Source organism: Micromonospora sp. NPDC049114 (assembly GCF_040648635.1).
Taxonomy (GTDB): Bacteria; Actinomycetota; Actinomycetes; order Mycobacteriales; family Micromonosporaceae; genus Micromonospora.
This window is the reverse complement of the sequence record NZ_JBEZEA010000021.1, coordinates 17022-35519: the sequence shown is the minus strand read 5'-3', so window position 1 is coordinate 35519 and position 18498 is coordinate 17022. Positions and strand designations below refer to the sequence as shown.

Sequence of the window (18498 nt, the reverse complement as noted above, 5' to 3'; positions counted from 1 at the left end):
CCTTCCTAAGTAGGCGTGCCGAGTCGGCGGATGACCAGGATGACTCCCCCAGCCATGCCGAGCACGAAGCCGATCCCGGTGGCGACGCCACCGGTGTCGAGCCACTGGTCGACCAGCCAGCCGATGAAACCCCACACGAGCATGCCTCCGATGAGGTAGCTGAGCGCGGTCCAACCCTGACCGGCGCCGGACGGATAGTCGTCCGGTTCACCGGCGGGGCGGGGGGTTTGGTCATCAGCCATGACGGGGCGAACGATATCAGCCGGGAAGACGAGGCTGTGCCTCACCCCCCGCACAACCATCGTTGTGTGGGCATCTCGTGGGCGCCGTCGTCTGTGGGCACGCTACTCCCCTTCCGCCCGTCGGAAAATGACCGGAGGCCGACACATTGCGGCGCGTCCGCTGGTTGGGACGGCGGGCCGGCCGATCGCCAGGTCAGTCCCGTGGCCGGTGGGCGTACACCCTGGTCAGCCACCAGAGGTGCACCGCTGTCCACACTGCCACCCCGGCGACGATGCCGAGGCAAAGAGGAATCAACCCGGCCCAGCCGGTCGAGGCCACCGCCACCAGCACGACACCCAACAGGGTGAACTTCAGCACGTACAGGCCCACGCCGAGCGGCAGCAGCAGCTGCGGGTTGACCTGGTCCGCCCGGGCCAGCACCACCGTGGTCAGCGTGTAGCTGAGCACCGTGACGCCCACCCCGGCCGCCGCGCCGAACGCTGCTGTCGCGCCGCCGGTCACCGCGCCGACGACCGCCGCGACAACGGCCAGCGCCAGCGACGCGCCCAGGAGCACCGGCAGGTGCCGCAACCGCCACCGCCGGTCGGCGGCGGGCTCGACCACCCCGGGCTCAGCCACGGGGGTACGCCGGGAAGGCCGCGGCCAGCTCGGCCACCTCGGCGCCGATCCGGGTCAGCGCGTCGGCGCCACCGGGTGCGCCCGGGTCGGCGCGCACCGCACGCGCGATCAGGGCGGCCACCTGCCGCAGCTCACCCTCGCGCATCCCCTGGGTGGTGACGCTCGGCGTGCCCACCCGGATGCCGGAGGCCACCAGCGGCGGCTGCGGATCGTATGGGATGGCGTTCTTGTTGAGCGTGATCGCGGCGGCGTCGCACCGGGCCTCGGCCTCCGCGCCGGTCACCCCCAGCTCCCGCAGGTCGATCAGGGCCAGGTGGCTGTCCGTGCCGCCGGACACCGGGCGCATCCCCTCGTCGGCCAGCCCGGCCGCGAGCGCCTGCGCGTTGCTGACCACCTGGCGGGCGTACGTCTGGAACTCCGGCTGGGCGGCCTCGCGCAGCGCGACCGCCTTCGCCGCCACCGCGTGCATTAGCGGGCCACCCTGGGTGAACGGGAAGACCGCCTTGTCGATCCGCTGGGCCAGCGACTCGCGGCAGAGGATCATGCCGCCGCGCGGGCCACGCAGGACCTTGTGGGTGGTGGCGCAGACGACGTCGGCGTACGGCACCGGGGACGGAATGGCCCGCCCGGCCACCAGGCCGATGAAGTGCGCGGCGTCCACCATCAGGTACGCGCCGACCTCGTCGGCGATCTCCCGGAACCGGGCGAAGTCGATCAGCCGGGGGTACGCGGTCGCGCCACAGATGATCAGCTTGGGCCGGTGCGTCCGGGCCAGGTCGCGTACCTCGTCGTAGTCGATCAGCTCGGTGTCCGGCCGGACCGGGTAACCGACCGGGCGGAACCACTTGCCGGAGAAGTTCACCCGGCTGCCGTGGGTGAGGTGCCCGCCGTGCGGCAGGTCCATCGCCAGCACCGTGTCCCCCGGCTGCACCAGCGCGGCGTACGCGGCCAGGTTGGCGCTCGCCCCCGAGTGCGGCTGGAGGTTGGCGTGCTCGGCCCCGAAGAGCTCCTTGGCGCGGGCGATGCCGATCTCCTCGGCCCGGTCCACCTCGGCGCAGCCGCCGTAGTAGCGCCGGCCCGGGTAGCCCTCGGCGTACTTGTTGGTGAGCGTCGATCCGAGCGCGGCCAGCACCGCCGGCGAGGTCAGGTTCTCGCTGGCGATGAGCTGCAGGCCGCCGCGCAACCGGTCCAGTTCGCCGAGGACCACAGCGGCGATCTCCGGATCAGTGGCCCTGAGCTGCGCGAAATCCGGCCCCCAGAAGGTGCTCGTCTCGGTCTCCACAGCGAACGAGTCTAGGGGGCCGCAGACTGGGAGCCGTGAGATGCCTCGTCACCGGAGCCACCGGATACATCGGCGGGCGGCTGACGCCGCTGCTGCTCGCCGACGGGCACACCGTGCGTTGCCTCGCCCGCAAGGCGGTACGGCTGCGTGACGTGCCCTGGGCCGCGGCGGCCGAGATCGTCGAGGGCGACCTGAGCCACCCGGAGACGCTGCCCGCCGCGTTCGCCGACGTCGACGTCGCGTACTTCCTGGTGCACTCGCTGGGCCGCGAGGACTTCGAGGCCGCCGACCGGGAGGCGGCGACCAACTTCGCGGCGGCGGCCCGCGCTGCCGGCGTACGCCGGATCGTGTATCTGGGCGGGCCGGAGCCGGCGGCCGACGCCGAGGTCCCCTCGCCGCACCTGCGGTCCCGCGCCGAGGTGGGTCGGATCCTGCTGGCCAGCGGGGTGCCCACGGCGGTGCTCCGCGCCGCAGTGATCATCGGGTCCGGCTCGGCGTCGTTCGAGATGCTGCGCTACCTGACCGAGCGGCTGCCCGCAATGGTCACCCCCCGGTGGGTCGGCAACCGGATCCAGCCGATCGCGGTCCGCGACGTGCTGCGCTACCTGGCCGGCTGCACCACGCTGCCGCCGGAGGTCAATCGCGGCTTCGACATCGGCGGTCCGGACGTGCTCACCTTCCGCGACATGATGCAGCGGTACGCCCGGGTGGCCGGTCTGCGCCGGCGGATCATCGTGCCGGTCCGCCCGCTCACCCCGTCGTTGTCCTCGCACTGGGTCGGGCTGATCACCCCGGTGCCGAACAAGATCGCCCGACCGCTGGTGGAGAGCCTGATCCACGAGGCCGTGGCGCACGAACACGACATCGCCCGGTACGTGCCCGACCCACCGGACGGCCTCACCGGGTTCGACGACGCGGTGGCGTTGGCGCTGGCCAAGGTGCGCGACGCCCAGGTGGAGACCCGCTGGTCCACCGCGAGCGGTCCGGACGCGCCGGCCGAGCCGCTGCCCACCGACCCGGACTGGTCCGGTGGCACCGCGTACACCGATTTCCGGGAGCAGACGGTGGACGCGTCACCGGCGGCCCTCTGGCGGGTCATCGAGGGCGTCGGCGGCGAGCACGGCTGGTATTCGTTCCCCCTCGCCTGGTCGGTACGCGGCTGGCTGGACCGGCTGGTCGGCGGGGTGGGGCTGCGGCGGGGCCGGCGTGACCCGCACCGCCTCCAGGTCGGCGAGGCGCTGGACTTCTGGCGGGTGGAGGAGATCGTCCCGGGTGAGCTGCTGCGGCTGCGCGCGGAGATGCGCCTGCCCGGCCGCGCCTGGCTGGAGATGCGGGCGCTGCCCGCCGACGACGGACGCAGCCGCTACCAGCAGCGCGCGGTCTTCCTGCCCCGCGGGCTGGCCGGACACGCCTACTGGGGGTCGGTGGCCCCGTTCCACGCGGTGGTCTTCGGCGGCATGGCCCGCAACATCGCCCGCAACGCCGAACAGGCGCCCTGACCCGCCCGCCGGGACCGGTCAGTTGCCGGTGCGGGCGCCGGTGACCTGGAAGGCGGCGCGTTCGCTCGGCGGGACGAAGTCGCGTACCGGCTGGTCGCGCAGGGCGACGCCGAGCACCTCCCCCACCGCGGTCACCATCTGGGCCTGCACCGCCTGACCGACCGCGTCACGCGGGTCGTCGGGGTTGGCCGCCATCGAGGCGACCGCCAACTGCGGGGTGAAGGCCACCACCGTCTCCGTCTCGTACCGCTCGGAGCTGCCGGTCTTGCCGGCCACCGGGCGGCCCAGCCGGGAACGCAGGTCGGGCGCCGTGGCTCCGTCGCACCGCCCGTACATCGACTGGTCGCCCACCGGGCAGCGGGCCGCGTCCGCCGCCGCACGCGCCACGTCGGCGTCGAGCGCCTGTCGACAGTCCGGCTTGGCGGCGTCCACCGGCCGGCCGGCCGAGTCGCTGATCGAGACCACCGGCAGCGGCGCGCACCACGTCCCCTCGGCCGCCACCGTGGCGTACGCCGTCGCCAGGTCCAGCGGGGTCGTCGCGGCCACGCCCAGGGTGAACGGGCCCCAGTCCTTCGCGCCGTAGCGGGCCAGCCGCTCGTCGGAGTCGGCCCGCAGCACGATGCCGAGCCGCTCGGCCATCTCCACCACCCGGTCGGCGCCGACCCGCTCGGTCAGCCACGCGAAGTACGTGTTCACCGACCTGCCGAACGCGGTCCACATGGTGCGCGGGCCGTCCATCGACGAAGGGTTGGCGTTCGACGGGCACCAGCGGCCGTCGCAGCTGCCCGCCCCCGTCACCGGGAACCGGGTGAGCAGTTGGGTCGGCGCCGTGAACTCGGTCGACAGCGGCAGCCCGGACTCCAGCGCGGCAAGCATGGCGAAGAGCTTGAACGTCGAGCCGCCCTGGTAGCCGTCGATGGCCCCGCCGCCGGCGACGAGCTGGTTGACCGTGTTCGGGTGGTTCTTCTGCCCGACCGGGTTGTCCGCGACGCTGTAGGTGCGGTTCACCGACATCGCCAGCACCCGGCCGGTGCCGGGCTGCACCACGGCGGTCGGCACCGCCCGCGCCTCGGTCGGGCGGTAGATCTTGAGCACCTGCTGGGTGGTGGCCCGCTGCACGGCCGGGTCCAGTGACGAGACGATGGAGAAGCCGCCCCGGCGCAACGTGCGCTGCCGCTCGTCGGCACTCGACCCGAACGCCGACTGGCTGCTCCACCAGCGGGTGAACCAGTCGCAGAAGAAGCCCCAGTCGTTGTGCCCGTCGGGCACCCCCGTGCAGTCGTTCGGCGTCTCGCTGGGGCGCAGCTGCAACGGCTCGGCCTGCGCGGCCGCCGCCGCGTCGGCCGGCACCTGACCGGTCTCGACCAGCCGCTCGAGCACGTACGTCCGTCGGCCCAGGGCGGCGTCGGCGTCCCCGTTGATCGGGTCGTCGCTGTCCGGCGAGCGGACCAGCCCGGCCAGCAGCGCGGCCTGGGCCAGGGTCAACTCGGCAGGCGAGCGGGAGAAGTAGCGCTTGCTGGCCGCCGCGATCCCGTACGCCCCGGCCCCGAAGTAGGCGATGTTGAGATAGCGGGTGAGGATGTCCTCCTTGCTCAGCTCCCGCTCCAGCGCCAGCGCGTACCGCATCTCCTGGAGCTTGCGGGCGGTGGTGACCTCGGTGGCCGCCTGCCGCTGCCGCTCGGTGAGCCGGGGGTCGCTGCTGAGCACGTTGCGGACGTACTGCATGGTCAGGGTGGAGGCGCCCTGCCGGGTCTTGCCGTCCCGCTTGTTCACCGTGAAGGCGCGCACCACGCCGCGCAGGTCCACCCCGCTGTGCTGGTAGAACCGCACGTCCTCGGCGGCCACGATGGCCTGGCGCATCACCGGGGCGACCTCACGCAGCGGAACGTCCACCCGGTCCTCCTGGTAGAAGGACGTGATCAGGGTGGTGCCGTCGTTGGCGTACAGGTTGGAGCGCTGGGCGGTGGGCGGCGTGCGCAGCGTGCTGGGCAGCTCCGAGTAGGGCGTGGACAGGGCGCTGAAGCCGATTCCGAAGACCAGGGCCGCGGGTAGGGCGGCTCCGGCCAGCACCAGACCGGCCAGCACACCGGCGATCACCACGGTCATCAGTTTGTCGAGTCGGGCCCGGATCATCAGCTCTCCCCGCAGGAGCCGGTCACGCTAGGACCCGTTCAGAATGACCCGGAACGCCCCTTTCGCCCCTGGTTTTCCCCAAACCCGGAGGAAACTCGCACGACGCTCAGGGCAGCAGCGCGGCGGCCAGCGGGTGGACCGTCTCCTCGATCTCGTCCGCGACCCGGGTGAAGCACTGGTCGCCGCGCCCCCAGGGATCGTCGAGATCGTCGGTGGGCAGCGCCGAGGCGCCCAGCCGGTTGTCGTGCGCCGCCGCCACCACCGCCACGCCCCGGGCGTACACCGCCTCCGGGGTCGCCTCGGCCGCCGGCAACGCGGCGGCGTCCACCGCGGCGAGCAGCCGGCCGAACTCACCCAGCACGAAGGTGCGGGCCGCCGCGTCCGGACGGAGCGCGACCACGTACTCCTGCTGGTCGGCCGTTGCCGTCAGGATCAGGTCGGCGGCGTCGATGTGGTCCGAGCGCAGCTTGCGCGCCGCGAACCCCTCGACGGCGCCGCCACGGTCGATGACCTGTCGCGCCGCCGGGGGGTTCATCTCCTCGCCCGCGTGCCAGCCGCCGGTGCCGGCGCTGTGGCTGTGCACCAGCTCCTCGGCGGCGGCCGGGTCCTGCGCACGCCGGGTCAGCCGCTCCCGCACCGCGAGGGCGAGCAGTCGCTCGGCCATCGGCGAACGACAGATGTTGCCCATGCAGACGTGCAGGACGGTGAACGGGGGCACTCAGGCCCCCTGGACGTCGAGGAGGTCCGGGACGACGTCGCGCAGCTTCTCCAGCGGGATCGCGCCGGCCCGCAGCAACTGCGGCACCTCGCCGGTCAGGTCCACGATCGTGCTCGGCACCGGATCCGGGCAGGGCCCGGCCTCCAGGTACGCACGCACCGAGTAGCTGAGCTGGTCACGTGCCTCCTCGGCGGTCACCGCCGCCGGCTGCCCCGTCTTGTTGGCCGAGGAGACCGCCATCGGCCCGGTCTCCCGCAGCACCTCCAGGGCGACCGGGTGCAGCGGCATCCGCACCGCCACCGTGCCCGTCTTGTCGCCCAGATCCCACTGCAGGCTCGGCGAGTGCTCGACCACGATCGTCAGCGCACCCGGCCAGAACGCCTCCACCAGGTCCCGTGCCGCCGTGGGCAGCGAGAAGACCAACCCGTCCAGGGTGTGGCGCGAACCGATCAACACCGGCGGCGGCATCTGCCGGCCCCGGCCCTTCGCGTCCAGCAGCGCCTTGACCGCGTAGGGCGTGAACGCGTCCGCGCCGATCCCGTAGACGGTGTCCGTCGGGAGGACGACCAGCTCGCCGTTCTTGACCGCCTCGATGGCCGCAGCGATGCCGCGGTCCCGATCGGCGGGCGACCGGCAGTCGTAGAGCATCACGAGGAGTCAGTCTGCCACGCCGGCCCGGACCCGGTGTGCTGGCCGTCCGCCCGTCGGGACGCGGTGGCGTAACGAGGGCGGCCGGTGAGGTCCGGATGCTCCGTGACGGCCTCGAAGCGGCCGTCGGAGGCGAACAGCGCCGGCACCGCCACGTCGTGCGTGTCGTCGTGCTCGACCCCGATGACGCCGCCGGGACGCAGCAGCGCCGCCGCCCGGCTGATCACCGGCCGGATCACCGCCAGACCGTCCAGGCCGCCGAAGACCGCCTCCGCCGGATCGTGCGCGGCCACCTCCGGCGGCACCACCACCTCCACCGGCACGTACGGCGGGTTGCAGAGCAGCACGTCCACCCGTCCCACCAGGTGCTCCAGCAGGTCCGGCGCCGTCACGTCGGCCTCGACCACCTCGATCGGCCGGTCGCCCGCGGCGGCCCGCTCGGCGGCGTTGCGGCGCAGCCACACCAGTGCCGCCGCGGACCGCTCGACAGCGATCACCCGCGCGCCGGGCAGCTCCTGCGCCACCGCCAGGGCGATCGCGCCGGTGCCGCTGCACAGGTCCACGACCAGCGGCCCGGGTCTGCCCCGGCCCTGCTCGACACCCCAGCCCGCCAGCAGCTCCGTCTCCGGGCGGGGCACGAAGACGCCCGGACCGACAGCCAGGTCCAGATGCCGGAATCCGGCCCGACCCGTCAGGTGCTGCAACGGCTCCCGACCGGCGCGACGGCCGACCAGCTCGTCGAGCCGGGCCAGCTGGGTGTCGTCCAGGTCGTCGGCGAGCGCCAGCCGACCCCGGGGCACCCCCAGCACGTACGCCGCCAGCAGCTCGGCCTCCACGCGCGCCGGACCCACCCCGGCGGCGGCGAGCGCCCGCGCCGCGCGGGCGACCGCGGCGGACGGACGGGTACGGCCTGTCCCTTCGGGGGGGTGTTGCGGCAGAGTGGTCACGCGACAATCATGAGGCGTCACGGACGACGCCACGAACGGGTGCGTCAAGACGCACACGGCAGGAGGTTGTGGGTGGGCTGGCTCGACCGGGTCGAGGACCAGGTTGACACCCTCACGCAGGCGCGGGCTTTGCAAGAAGCAAGTCGCTCCGCGGAGTCGTACGCGTTGCTGGAGCGGGTGATCCGCACCACCACCGACCCGGCGGCCCGTGCGGACGCCCTGGTGCAGCGCCTCTCGGCGCTGATCAATCTCGGTCGGACGGCGGAGTTCACCAGGGCCATCGAGGAGGCGTCGGCGGCCGTCCGCGATCTCGCCGAGCCCTACCTGCACGGGCACCTCAACGCGCTGGCCGCGCTCGCCGCGCACCATCAGGGCGCACTGGACCGCTGCGTCACCCACCTCGTCAAGGCCGCCCGGGCGCTCGGCGCCGTGGAGGACCCGGACCGGGACACCGCGTGGGGCTGGCACGACCTCGCGATGGCCTACAGCTACCTCAGCTTCCACGGCTACGCCCTGGGCGCGATCGAACGCGCACGGCAGCTCGGGGTGACCGCCGGAATCCCGGAGGAGACGTTCGCGGCACCGGGCATCCGACTGCGCAACGCGGTGGCCCTGGACCACAACGGGGACAGCGACGGCTGCCTGCGGGTGCTGCGGGACGTCGCCGCCGACCTCGCCCGGTTCGTCCGCAGCGGGCGGGCCAGCCGACTGCGCCCGAGCAGCCTCGCCGCGTACGGATACTCGGCGGCACGTCAGGCCGCGCTCGGCGACCCGCTGGAGCCGACCGGCGAGACCCAGCCGCCCCACCTGCTCAGCCACGGCGGGGACAGCGCCCGTGCGCGGGACATGCGACAGCTCGGCATGGTCTGCCTGGCCGTCGCGGACGGTCGACCCATCGAGGCGGTCGCCCGGCTGGACACCATCCGGGTGTCCACCGAGACGCTCGGCGCGGCCGAACCGGCCCGGCTGCGCAGCATCGCGCTGGCCCGCGCCGGCGACCACTCGGCGGCGCACCGGGCGGACCGGCTGGCGTTCCGGCTCGCCGCGCAACGCAACGACCGGCTGCGGGACGTCTACATCGACGGCATCGCCGCCCGGATCGACCACGAGGAGATGCGTCGGGAGGCCGCCCGGTACGAGGGCGAGGCGCTTACCGACCCGCTCACCGGGCTGCCGAACCGGCGCAGGCTGGAGCGGTACATCACAGCTGTCGTCACCCGGGGCGAGCGGGTCGTCATCGGCGTCTGCGACCTGGACGGCTTCAAGGCGGTGAACACCCGCCACGGGCACCACTCCGGCGACCTGGTGCTGCAACGCATCGCCGGGGTGATCAACCGGGTGATGCGCCGGGGCGACTTCGTGGCCCGCTACGGCGGGGACGAGTTCGTGGTGGTGCTCCCGGAGACCGGCATGACCGAGGCCGCCGAGGTGGCCCGCCGGATCGAGGCGGCGGTACGCAACGAGGACTGGGAGTCCCTGGTGCCGGGCACCCCGGTCGGGGTGAGCATCGGCTTCGCGGAGGTCTCCGGCGGCGGCGGGTTGCGCGACGCGCTCAGCGTCGCCTTCGAACAGGCCGACCGGGAGATGCTGCGCGCGAAGTCCCGCCCCCGCGCAAGCTGACCCGCTCAGGGATCGGCAGCGGGGGTGTGGTCAGCGGCGGGTGAGTTCGGTGTCGCCGGCCAGCCGGGCGGCGCGGTCGGCCTCGGCCAGGGCGTCCAGCACCCCGTCCAGGTCGCCGGCGAGCGCCAGGTCCAGGTTGTACGCGGTGTAGCCGATCCGGTGGTCGGTGATCCGGTTCTGCGGGAAGTTGTACGTCCGGATCCGCTCCGAGCGGTCCACCGTGCGAACCTGGGCCTTGCGGGCGTCCGAGGCGGCGGCGTCGGCCTGCTCCTGCGCGGCGGCGAGCAGCCGGGCCCGCATGATCCGCATCGCCTGCTCCCGGTTCTGCAACTGGGACTTCTCGTTCTGGCAGGAGACGACGATGCCGGTCGGCAGGTGGGTGATCCGTACCGCCGAGTCGGTGGTGTTCACCGACTGGCCGCCCGGGCCGGACGAGCGGAACACGTCGATGCGCAGGTCGTTCGCGTCGATGGTGACGTCGACGTCCTCGGCCTCCGGCAGCACCAGCACCCCGGCCGCGCTGGTGTGAATCCGGCCCTGCGACTCGGTGACCGGGACGCGCTGCACCCGGTGCACGCCGCCCTCCCACTTGAGCCGCGACCAGACGCCGTTCCCACCCTCGGGCACGCCCTTCGTCTTGATCGACAGCGACACGTCCTTGACGCCGCCGAGATCCGAGTCCTGCGCGTCGATCACCTCGGTGATCCAGCCGTGCCGCTCGGCGTACCGGGTGTACATCCGCAGCAGGTCGCCGGCGAACAGCGCCGACTCCTCGCCGCCCTCACCGGCCTTGATCTCGACGATCACGTCCTTGGCGTCGTGCGGGTCACGCGGGATGAGCAGCTCGGCGAGACGCTCCTCCAGCCCCGGCAGGGACGCAGCGATCGCCTCGGTCTCGGCCGCGAACGAGGGATCCTCGGCGGCCAACTCGCGGGCCGCGGCCAGGTCGGCGCGCGCCTGCTCCAGCTCACCGGCGGCCTTGTGCAGCGGCACCAGCTCGGCGTACCGGCGGCCCACCCGGCGCGCGGTGGCCTGGTCGGCGTGGATGGCCGGGTCGGCCAGCCGCTTCTCCAGCTCCGCGTACTCGTCGAGGAGGCCGGCCAGACGCTCGCTGCTCATGCTGCGGATGCTCCTTCGACGGTGCGACACCGGGCCGGCCCGACAGCCGACGGCGCGTGGAAACAGGCGAAACGCGGACGGCGCCCGCGTCCGGCAGAAAACCGGACGCGGGCGCCGAACGGGGAGTTACTTGGCCTTCTTGGCCTGAACCTTGGCGTACTTCTGCTGGAACTTCGCGACCCGGCCGGCGGTGTCGAGAACGCGCTGCTTACCGGTGTAGAACGGGTGGCAGGCGCTGCAGGTCTCGACGTGGATCGCCCCGCCCTTGGCGGTGCTACGGGTCGTGAACGTGTTGCCACAGGAGCAGCTGACCTCGGTGGTCACGTACTCCGGGTGGATGTTTGCCTTCATCTCGCCTCGGTCCTCTCGTTGGTGGTCGCCGGGTCGCCGTCATCGCTCGTCGCGCCGTACACGACGGGCTCGGGCGTGAACCGGAACCGGTGGCCGATTGACCAGTGTGCCATGGGCCTGAGCCAACCCGGCAAGCGGGCCGCACACCTCGTCCGGCATCGTCAACACGTGCCTCCCCGTCCGCATTCCCGCCGCCCGGACGGGCATTCGCCCACCCGGCGGACCACCGCCAGGTACCCCGCCGGGGGTACGCCCGTCGAGCCCGAGGGGCGCCCATGACCCGCCTGATCGCCACCCGGGGACTGCCCGCCTCGGGCAAGACGACGTTCGCCCGCACGCTCCAGCCGTCAGTCGTCCGGGTCAACCGGGACGACCTGCGCCGGATGCTGCACGGCGAGCGGCTCTTCACCCAGTGGGCCGAGGCGCAGGTGACAGTCGTACAGCGGGCCCAGGTCGAGGCGTTGCTGCGGGCCCGGGCGGACGTCTGCGTGGACGACACCAACCTGCGCTCGCGGACGTTGCGCGACTGGGCCGAGCTGGCCGCCCGCCACGGCGCGGATTTCGAGGTGCACGACTTCACCGACGTACCCCTTGACGAGTGCCTGCGCCGCGACGCCGCCCGCCCCGCGGCCGAGCAGGTCGGGGGCGAGGCCATCCGTCGGCTGCACGAGCGGTACCTGGTGGGCCGGGCCCTGCCGTTGCCGGTGCCGCAGGCCCGCACGGGGCGCCCCGCCGTCGTGCACCCGCCGTCGACCGAACCACCCGAGATCGTCCTGGTGGACATCGACGGCACCGTCGCGCTGGCCGTGTCCCGCAGCCCGTACGACATGACCCGGGTGGGCGAGGACGAACCGAACACTGCGGTGATCGCGGCGGTCCGGGCGATGCACGCGGCCGGGTACGGGGTGGTCTTCTGCTCCGGGCGGGACGCCTCCGCGCGGGCGGCCACCGAGGCGTGGCTGGCCCGGCACGTCCGGGTCCCGTACCTCGGCCTGCACCTGCGGGCCGTCGGCGACTCCCGCAAGGACTCGATGGTGAAGCGGGAGATCTACGACCGGGAGATCCGGGACCGTTACCGGGTGGCCGGCGTCTTCGACGACCGTGTCCAGGTGGTCCAGATGTGGCGAGCCCTCGGCCTCACCGTGTTCCAGGTGGCCGAGGGCGACTTCTGATGTGCGTCCGGACGGCCCCCCGCGCGTACGGGGGGCCGTCCGGACGGTTCACCGGGTGAGGGCGACGGTGGCCTCGGCGAGGACGCCGTTGACGGCGACGGTGAGGCGTACCGGGGCGCCGGGCCGCAGTGCCGTCAGGGTGCCGGTGGCCGGGTCGAACCGGGCCGTGTGCCAGGGACGCACCCCGGCCGCCCCGCCGATGTGCACCGCGGGCGAGGCGGACCAGTCCGCGCTGACCGGTGCGGCCACCGGGACCGTACGCCCGCCGGGTTGGGTCAGCGTGGCGGTGACCGTCGCCGGGGCGCCTACCGCGACGCTGGCCGGGGCGTTCAGCGCGAGCCGGTCGGTGTGGGCGTGGAACTCCGCGTCCACCCAGCGTGGCCCCTCGGCGAGCGGGTCGCGACGGGCCCGGTCGGCCTCGGCCGGAGTGACCGGATCGACACCGAACTCCGTCCAGCCGGTGAACCCGCCCTGGTCGGCGGGGGTCGACGGCGTCTTGCCCGAGTTGCCGTTGATCACGTACGGCACCCCGTCGACCCGGTCGGCGTGGAAGGTGCCGACGTGCCCGCCCACGAACAGCGCGCCCTTGCCGGTGCGGTGCTGGAAGTCGGCCAGCCACTGTTCCAGCAGCGCCGCCTCCTTGCGGTCACCGAGCCGGCTGGCCTGCGCCGGGCTCGGGTCCCGCGGCGGGTGGTGGTGCAGGACGACGACCGAGCCGACGCGCGGATCGGTGGCCGCCGCGTCAAGCGTCTCGCGCAGCATCCGTACCTGGTCGAAGCCGCCACCCCGCAGCGTCCCGGTGGACGAGTTCAGCGTGACGAACCGGGTGCCGGCGTGGTCGAACACCCGTGAGGTGGCGCCGAACGCGGCAGCGAAGTTGCTGATCGGGGCACCCATGATCTCGTGGTTGCCGGGGACGTAGTACCAGGGCAGCGCGTCGCCCAGCTCCTCGTCGAGGATGCGCCGGGCCAGCGCGAAGTCGGCCGGATAGGCCGTGTCCACGAAGTCACCGTTGATCAGCAGGAAGTCCGGCCGGGCGGCCTTCACCTCGCGCAGCGTCCGCCGGGCCTGGGCGACCAGGTCGCTGTCCGGGTCGGCGGCGACGAACTGGGCGTCGGAGAGCACCGCGAACCGCCAGGGGGCACCGTCCACCGTGCCGTCGCGGACCACCACCCGATCGGTACGCGGGGCCACTGCCGGCACGTCGATCGTCGGCGGCACCTTCGCCACCAGGTCATCGATGATCACTTCGCTGCGGTACTGCGCGGCGGCGTTGGTCTCGGCCACGTAGAAGCGGCGCACCCGTACCGGGTACTGCACGCCGGCCGGCACCGCGAACTCCACGTACCGCCAGCCGGTCCAGGTGATCAGCGGGCCGCGCAGCACGTGCTGGGTGTCCTGCGCGTCGTGCAGGTGCAGGCTCGGCCACTCCCCGGTGCCGTTGCCGTGGATCCACATGCCGAAGGCCTGCGGCTGGCCGGGGACCTCGATCCAGGCCGGCGGGTCGGCGTACGCGGCCCGGGTGCCGGTGGACTGGCTGAAGTCGTACGACATCTTCAGGCCGGTGCCGGTGTGACCCGGTGCCGGCGCGACCGAGCCGCTGGCCCGGGCCTGGCTGAACCGCCAGGACGCCGCGTCGTCGAAGCCGGCGACCGGCACGTCGGTCAGCCCGACCGTGACCGGCAGGACGGTGCTCGTCCGTCCGACGCGGACGGTCACCAGCGCGGAGCCGGTGTCGCGCAGGGCGGTGACGGTGAGGTTGCCGTCCCGGTTCGGCGTGATCCGCAGCAGGTCGCGGTCGTAGTCGAGGGTGAGGTCCGCCGGCTCGATCGGCGCGGTGTTGCCCTCGGCGTCGTAGCCGACCACTCCGACCAGGGCGTTGCCGTCCCGGCCGGTCAGCCCGATCCGTGGCACCGTGGCGCCGAGCCGGGTCAGCGGGCCCAGGACGGTCAGGCCCAGCGAGCCGGTCGCCCGACCCCGGGCGGCGGTGATCGTGCTGGTTCCCGGAGTGCCGGCGTGGAAGACACCGTCGCGGTCGACGCGGCCACGTACCGCCGGGGTCGCCCGCCAGGTGGGCGCACCCGCCGCCGGGCCGTACGTCTCGTCGTAGCCGGCCGCGGTGAGGGTGCGGGTCAGCCCGGGGAAGACCCGGTCGGGCCGGCCGCCGCGCACCGGGGAGACGCCCGGGGCGGCGGTGGGGTCGCTGGCCGTCTCGACCCAGTAGCCGGTGAGCCGGCCGCTGCCCTTGGGCGCGTAGATCGCCAGGCCGTTGGGCACCGCCCGTTCGCTGCCGTCGGAGGGGCCGTTCTCCACCTGCACGGTCGACGCGCCGGGCTCCCGGGCCAGCAGCGTGGACGATCCGCCACCGTCGAGGTTGAGCGCGTCCCGGGCGCCCAGCTCGGCCATCATCCGGCCCGTCTCGGTCTGCGTCACGCCTCGGCTGTCGACCTGCCGACCGTCCACCGTCAGCATGATCATCTTTCGGCCGTCGGCGCTGAACCCGACAGCCGTACGCGGGGCGAGGGTCGCGTCGGCGATGCTCTGCACGACGCCGTCGCGGACCAGGACGTTGCCGCCCCCGACCGCCGCGTGCAGGGCGCTCCCGTCGGACGACTTCGGCCGCCAGGTCACCGAGACCGGGTCACCGACGTGCAGCCCGGCCAGCGCATCCGCTCCGGCGTCGCGACCGAGCAGCACCGTGCTGCCGGCGACGACCGGGCCGCTGCCGGCCACGCCGGCCACCGTGGCCACCCGGCCGCCGGTCACGGTCACCTCGACCACCCGGGCCGCGCCCTCCACGGCCCGCTGGCGGGAGTACGTCCCCCACAGCTCGGTGAACGCGCCGATGCCGCCGGCCTGCACCATGTTGTTGAACTGGGTCAACGCCACCGGCCCGGTGGGCAGGGTGGCGCTGCCGTCGAAGTTCACCTCGACCACCCGACCGATCCCGGTGGCGGTGACCGCCACGGCGTTGGGGTGACCGCCGACCGCCGACTGGATCAGCTCGCCGTCGCGGATGCCGACGCCCTGTGCGGCCCCCGAGTTGTTGATGTCGAAGAAGTCACCGTTGACCGCGGCGACCGCCCGCGAGTCGTCCACCGCCTTGCGCAGCGGCTCGGCCCGGCTGACCGCGCCGGAGTTGACGTAGTCGACCGTGGACCCGCCGGCGAGGTCGGTGGTGAGCGCGTCGGCGCGCAGCCAGCCGTCGGCGTCGTACCTGTCGAAGGAGGTGAGCTGCACGCCCGGCGCGACCGGACGGGTGGCCTTCGTGGTGTCCAGTCCGCCGGCCGGCTCCAGCCCGCCAGCGGCGGCGGCCGGGGCGGTCGCGGCGGTCGCGGCGGTCGGGTCGGCGGCGAGGCTTACCGAGTCGGCCGGGTGGGACGACGCGGCGGGTGCGTCCTCGGCGGCGGTGGCCGGGAGCGCGGGCGGCGACGCCACGGGCCGGGCGGCCACGGACGGCGCCGGCGGCGCGGCGGTGGCCGGCGGCGACACGGCCAGGGCGAGCAGCGGCGTCAGCAGCAGGACACCGGTGCGACGGGCGGATCGTCTGCGGGTACGCATGGACGACAGTCAACCCGGCAGTGAATAGAAGTTTCAAGACCTGTCGACTGAAGCGAAGGAAAATTCCGCCACCCCCCGGCTCCTGGCTCCCGCCGAACCCCCTCTGGTGGCGTGCGAGCAGGGTCGGCCGCCCCCTCTCGCTCCCCTTTGCTCTGCTTCAACGGAGGCAACACAAAGCGCCCCGAAGTGTTGCGCCGGTTGAAGCAGAGCAAAGGACGATGAGCGGGCACGACCAAGGGGCACGGCCGCGATGGGCGGGCACGACCAAGGGGCACGGCCGCGATGGCCGTGCCCCTTCGTCGTCGGTCAACCGGGAACGGTTACTCCCCCGGCGTCGACTTCGCGATCTGCATCAGGAACTCGATGTTGGTGCGGGACTGCTTGAGCCGGTCCAGCAGGAGGTCCATCGCCGCCTGCGAGTCCAGCGAGTGCAGCACCTTGCGGAGCTTGTGGATGATGGCCAGCTCCTCGGGCGCGAGCAGGACCTCTTCCTTGCGGGTGCCGGACGGGTTGATGTCGATGGCCGGGAAGGTCCGCTTGTCGGCGATCTTCCGGTCCAGCTTCAACTCGGCGTTGCCGGTGCCCTTGAACTCCTCGAAGATGACCGTGTCCGCCATGGACCCGGTCTCCACCAGCGCCGTGGCGATGATGGTCAGCGACCCGCCGTTCTCGATGTTGCGGGCCGCGCCGAGGAAGCGCTTCGGCGGGTAGAGCGCGGTGGAGTCGATACCACCCGACATGATCCGGCCGCTGGCCGGCGCCGCCAGGTTGTACGACCGACCGAGCCGGGTCACCGAGTCGAGCAGCACGACGACGTCGTGGCCCAACTCGACCAGGCGCTTGGCCCGCTCGATCGCCAGCTCCGCCACCGTCGTGTGGTCCTGCGGCGGACGGTCGAACGTGGCCGCGATGACCTCGCCCTTGATCGACCGCTGCATGTCGGTGACCTCTTCGGGCCGCTCGTCGACCAGCACCACCATGAGGTGGCACTCCGGGTTGTTCCGGGTGATCGCGTTCGCGATCGCCTGGAGCACCATCGTCTTACCCGCCTTCGGCGGCGACTGGATGAGTGCCCGCTGGCCCTTGCCGATCGGCATGACCAGGTCGATGACCCGGGTGGTCAGGATGTGCGGCTCGGTCTCCAGCCGCAGGCGCTCCTGCGGGTAGAGCGGCGTGAGCTTGTAGAACTCGGGTCGCCGCCGCGCCTCGTCCGGCTCCATCCCGTTGATCGTGTCCAGCCGCATCAGCGGGTTGTACTTGTCCCGCCGCTGGTCACCGGTGTTGCCGCCGTCGCGGGCCGCGCGAACCGCGCCGGTGATCGCGTCACCGCGGCGCAGGCCGTACTTCTTGATCTGGGACATCGAGACGTACACGTCGTTCGGGCCGGCCAGGTAACCGGTCGTCCGCACGAAGGCGTAGTTGTCGAGCACGTCGATGATGCCGGCCACGGGGACGAGTACGTCGTCCTCGCCGACCTGCGGCTCACGGCCACCGGTGTCACCACCGGTCTCCGCCCGCTCGCCACGGCCGCGCCGACGGTCCCGGAAGCGGCTGCGCCGGCCACGCCGACCGCCGCCCTCGCCGTCGTCGTCGTCGTTGTCCCGCTCGACACGCTGACCACGGTCGTTGCGGTCGGCGCGCTCCGAACGGTCGTTGCGCTCGGCACGCTCGCCCCGGTCGTTGCGCTCGTTACGGTCGCCCCGCTCGGCGCGCTCGGCACGCTCGCCCCGGTCGTTGCGCTCGGCCCGTTCACCACGGTCGGCACGCTCGCCCCGATCGTTACGCTCGCCCCGCTCACCGCGATCGTTGCGCTCACCGCGATCGTTGCGCTCGGTCCGCTCGGTCCGTTCGGTGCGCTCGGCCCGCTCGCCACGGTCGGCACGCTCGCCCCGATCGTTACGCTCGCCCCGCTCACCACGGTCGGCACGCTCGCCACGGTCGGCACGCTCGGCGCGGTCGTTGCGCTCGGCGCGGTCGCGGCGGTTCTCGCCACGGTCGGACCGCTCGCCGGCCTCCACCTCGTCGGTGCGGGCCTCAGCGGGACGGACCTCGGAGGAACGCGCCTCCGCGGCGCGCGGCTCGGAGGTGCCAGCCTCGGCGGTACGGGATTCGGCCGGGGCCGTCCGGCTGCGCCGGGTACGGCCACGGCCCTCGGTCGCGGTAGCCGGCTCGGCCGGCGTCTGGTCGGTGCTGCGGCTCTCGGCCGCCGGGCGATCCACGGTCTCCCGCACCTCCTCACGGGCCGGAGCGGCCGCAGCCGCGACCTCGGCTCGCGGTCGAGGGGTCCCGGCGGCGTTGCCGCCCTGCCGCTCGGAGATCGCGGCGATCAGCTCACCCTTGCGCATGCGAGCCGTGCCGGAGATGCCGAGCGACGCAGCCAGGCTCTGCAGCTCTGGCAGCAGCATCGCCGACAGACCGGTGCCGCTGCGCCGACGACGGGCGGGAGCGGCAGCGGTGGCATCGCCAGCGACGTTGGAAACATCCGACGTCACGTCGGTGGTGTCGCTCAATGGATTCCTTCCCTCGATAAGGCCGGGACTGCCCGGAGTCGGAACTCAGGTGGCCGGGCGGCCTCGGTGCACCCGCC

Annotated in this window: 14 protein-coding genes; 3 read left to right on the top strand and 11 right to left on the bottom strand. The window is 73.3% G+C overall.

Features of this window, described 5'->3' with window-relative positions; all coding sequences use genetic code 11:
* Nucleotides 1–5 precede the first annotated feature (5 nt).
* From AB0B39_RS31825 to glyA, 3 genes are all read right to left on the bottom strand, one after another.
* Nucleotides 6–242 carry an AtpZ/AtpI family protein gene (locus AB0B39_RS31825; RefSeq protein WP_124773539.1) on the bottom strand — a complete coding sequence of 79 codons (237 nt, stop codon included), beginning with the start codon at nt 240–242 and terminating at the stop codon, nt 6–8.
* A 193-nt stretch (nt 243–435) separates the two neighbouring features.
* Nucleotides 436–861, bottom strand: coding sequence for a hypothetical protein (locus AB0B39_RS31820; RefSeq protein WP_234588719.1), 426 nt, complete (start codon nt 859–861; stop codon nt 436–438).
* Nucleotides 854–2143 (bottom strand): serine hydroxymethyltransferase, encoded by a 1290-nt coding sequence (gene glyA / locus AB0B39_RS31815; protein ID WP_308195402.1) that lies wholly within the window; start codon nt 2141–2143, stop codon nt 854–856. The genes AB0B39_RS31820 and glyA overlap by 8 nt, the downstream gene beginning before the upstream one ends.
* Nucleotides 2144–2178: 35 nt before the next feature.
* Between glyA and AB0B39_RS31810 the strand changes: the two genes are divergently transcribed.
* Nucleotides 2179–3642, top strand: coding sequence for an SDR family oxidoreductase (locus AB0B39_RS31810; RefSeq protein WP_357576136.1), 1464 nt, complete (start codon nt 2179–2181; stop codon nt 3640–3642).
* A gap of 18 nt (nt 3643–3660) precedes the next feature.
* On the opposite strand, the gene AB0B39_RS31805 is transcribed toward AB0B39_RS31810, so the two are convergent.
* The 4 genes from AB0B39_RS31805 to prmC form a co-directional block, all read right to left on the bottom strand.
* Entirely contained in the window at nt 3661–5775 is a 2115-nt protein-coding gene (locus AB0B39_RS31805; protein WP_357495996.1) for a transglycosylase domain-containing protein, read from the bottom strand.
* A 106-nt stretch (nt 5776–5881) separates the two neighbouring features.
* Entirely contained in the window at nt 5882–6493 is a 612-nt protein-coding gene (locus AB0B39_RS31800; RefSeq protein WP_234588716.1) for a phosphotyrosine protein phosphatase, read from the bottom strand.
* Nucleotides 6494–7141 (bottom strand): L-threonylcarbamoyladenylate synthase, encoded by a 648-nt coding sequence (locus tag AB0B39_RS31795; RefSeq protein ID WP_234588740.1) that lies wholly within the window; start codon nt 7139–7141, stop codon nt 6494–6496.
* Complete coding sequence (gene prmC / locus AB0B39_RS31790) at nt 7141–8088, bottom strand: peptide chain release factor N(5)-glutamine methyltransferase (protein WP_234588715.1); 948 nt, start codon at nt 8086–8088, stop codon at nt 7141–7143. The genes AB0B39_RS31795 and prmC overlap by 1 nt, the downstream gene beginning before the upstream one ends.
* A gap of 72 nt (nt 8089–8160) precedes the next feature.
* Between prmC and AB0B39_RS31785 the strand changes: the two genes are divergently transcribed.
* The gene (locus AB0B39_RS31785) at nt 8161–9708 is read left to right on the top strand and encodes a GGDEF domain-containing protein (protein ID WP_357576135.1); all 1548 of its coding nucleotides are present in this window, start codon (nt 8161–8163) and stop codon (nt 9706–9708) included.
* 30 nt (nt 9709–9738) lie between these two features.
* On the opposite strand, the gene prfA is transcribed toward AB0B39_RS31785, so the two are convergent.
* Nucleotides 9739–10827: a peptide chain release factor 1 gene (prfA, locus tag AB0B39_RS31780; protein WP_234588711.1), complete on the bottom strand. Its 1089-nt coding sequence runs from the start codon at nt 10825–10827 to the stop codon at nt 9739–9741.
* 126 nt (nt 10828–10953) lie between these two features.
* Nucleotides 10954–11178, bottom strand: coding sequence for a 50S ribosomal protein L31 (gene rpmE / locus AB0B39_RS31775; protein ID WP_007464546.1), 225 nt, complete (start codon nt 11176–11178; stop codon nt 10954–10956).
* A gap of 275 nt (nt 11179–11453) precedes the next feature.
* On the opposite strand from rpmE, the gene AB0B39_RS31770 reads away from it, so the two are divergent.
* Nucleotides 11454–12350: an AAA family ATPase gene (locus AB0B39_RS31770; protein ID WP_357576134.1), complete on the top strand. Its 897-nt coding sequence runs from the start codon at nt 11454–11456 to the stop codon at nt 12348–12350.
* 48 nt (nt 12351–12398) lie between these two features.
* Here the strand turns inward: AB0B39_RS31770 and AB0B39_RS31765 are convergent, their stop codons facing one another.
* Nucleotides 12399–15911: a phosphodiester glycosidase family protein gene (locus AB0B39_RS31765; protein WP_357576133.1), complete on the bottom strand. Its 3513-nt coding sequence runs from the start codon at nt 15909–15911 to the stop codon at nt 12399–12401.
* Between the two features lie 320 nt (nt 15912–16231).
* Nucleotides 16232–18421, bottom strand: a complete 2190-nt coding sequence (gene rho / locus AB0B39_RS31760; protein WP_357576132.1) for a transcription termination factor Rho — start codon at nt 18419–18421, stop codon at nt 16232–16234.
* Nucleotides 18422–18498 lie beyond the last annotated feature (77 nt).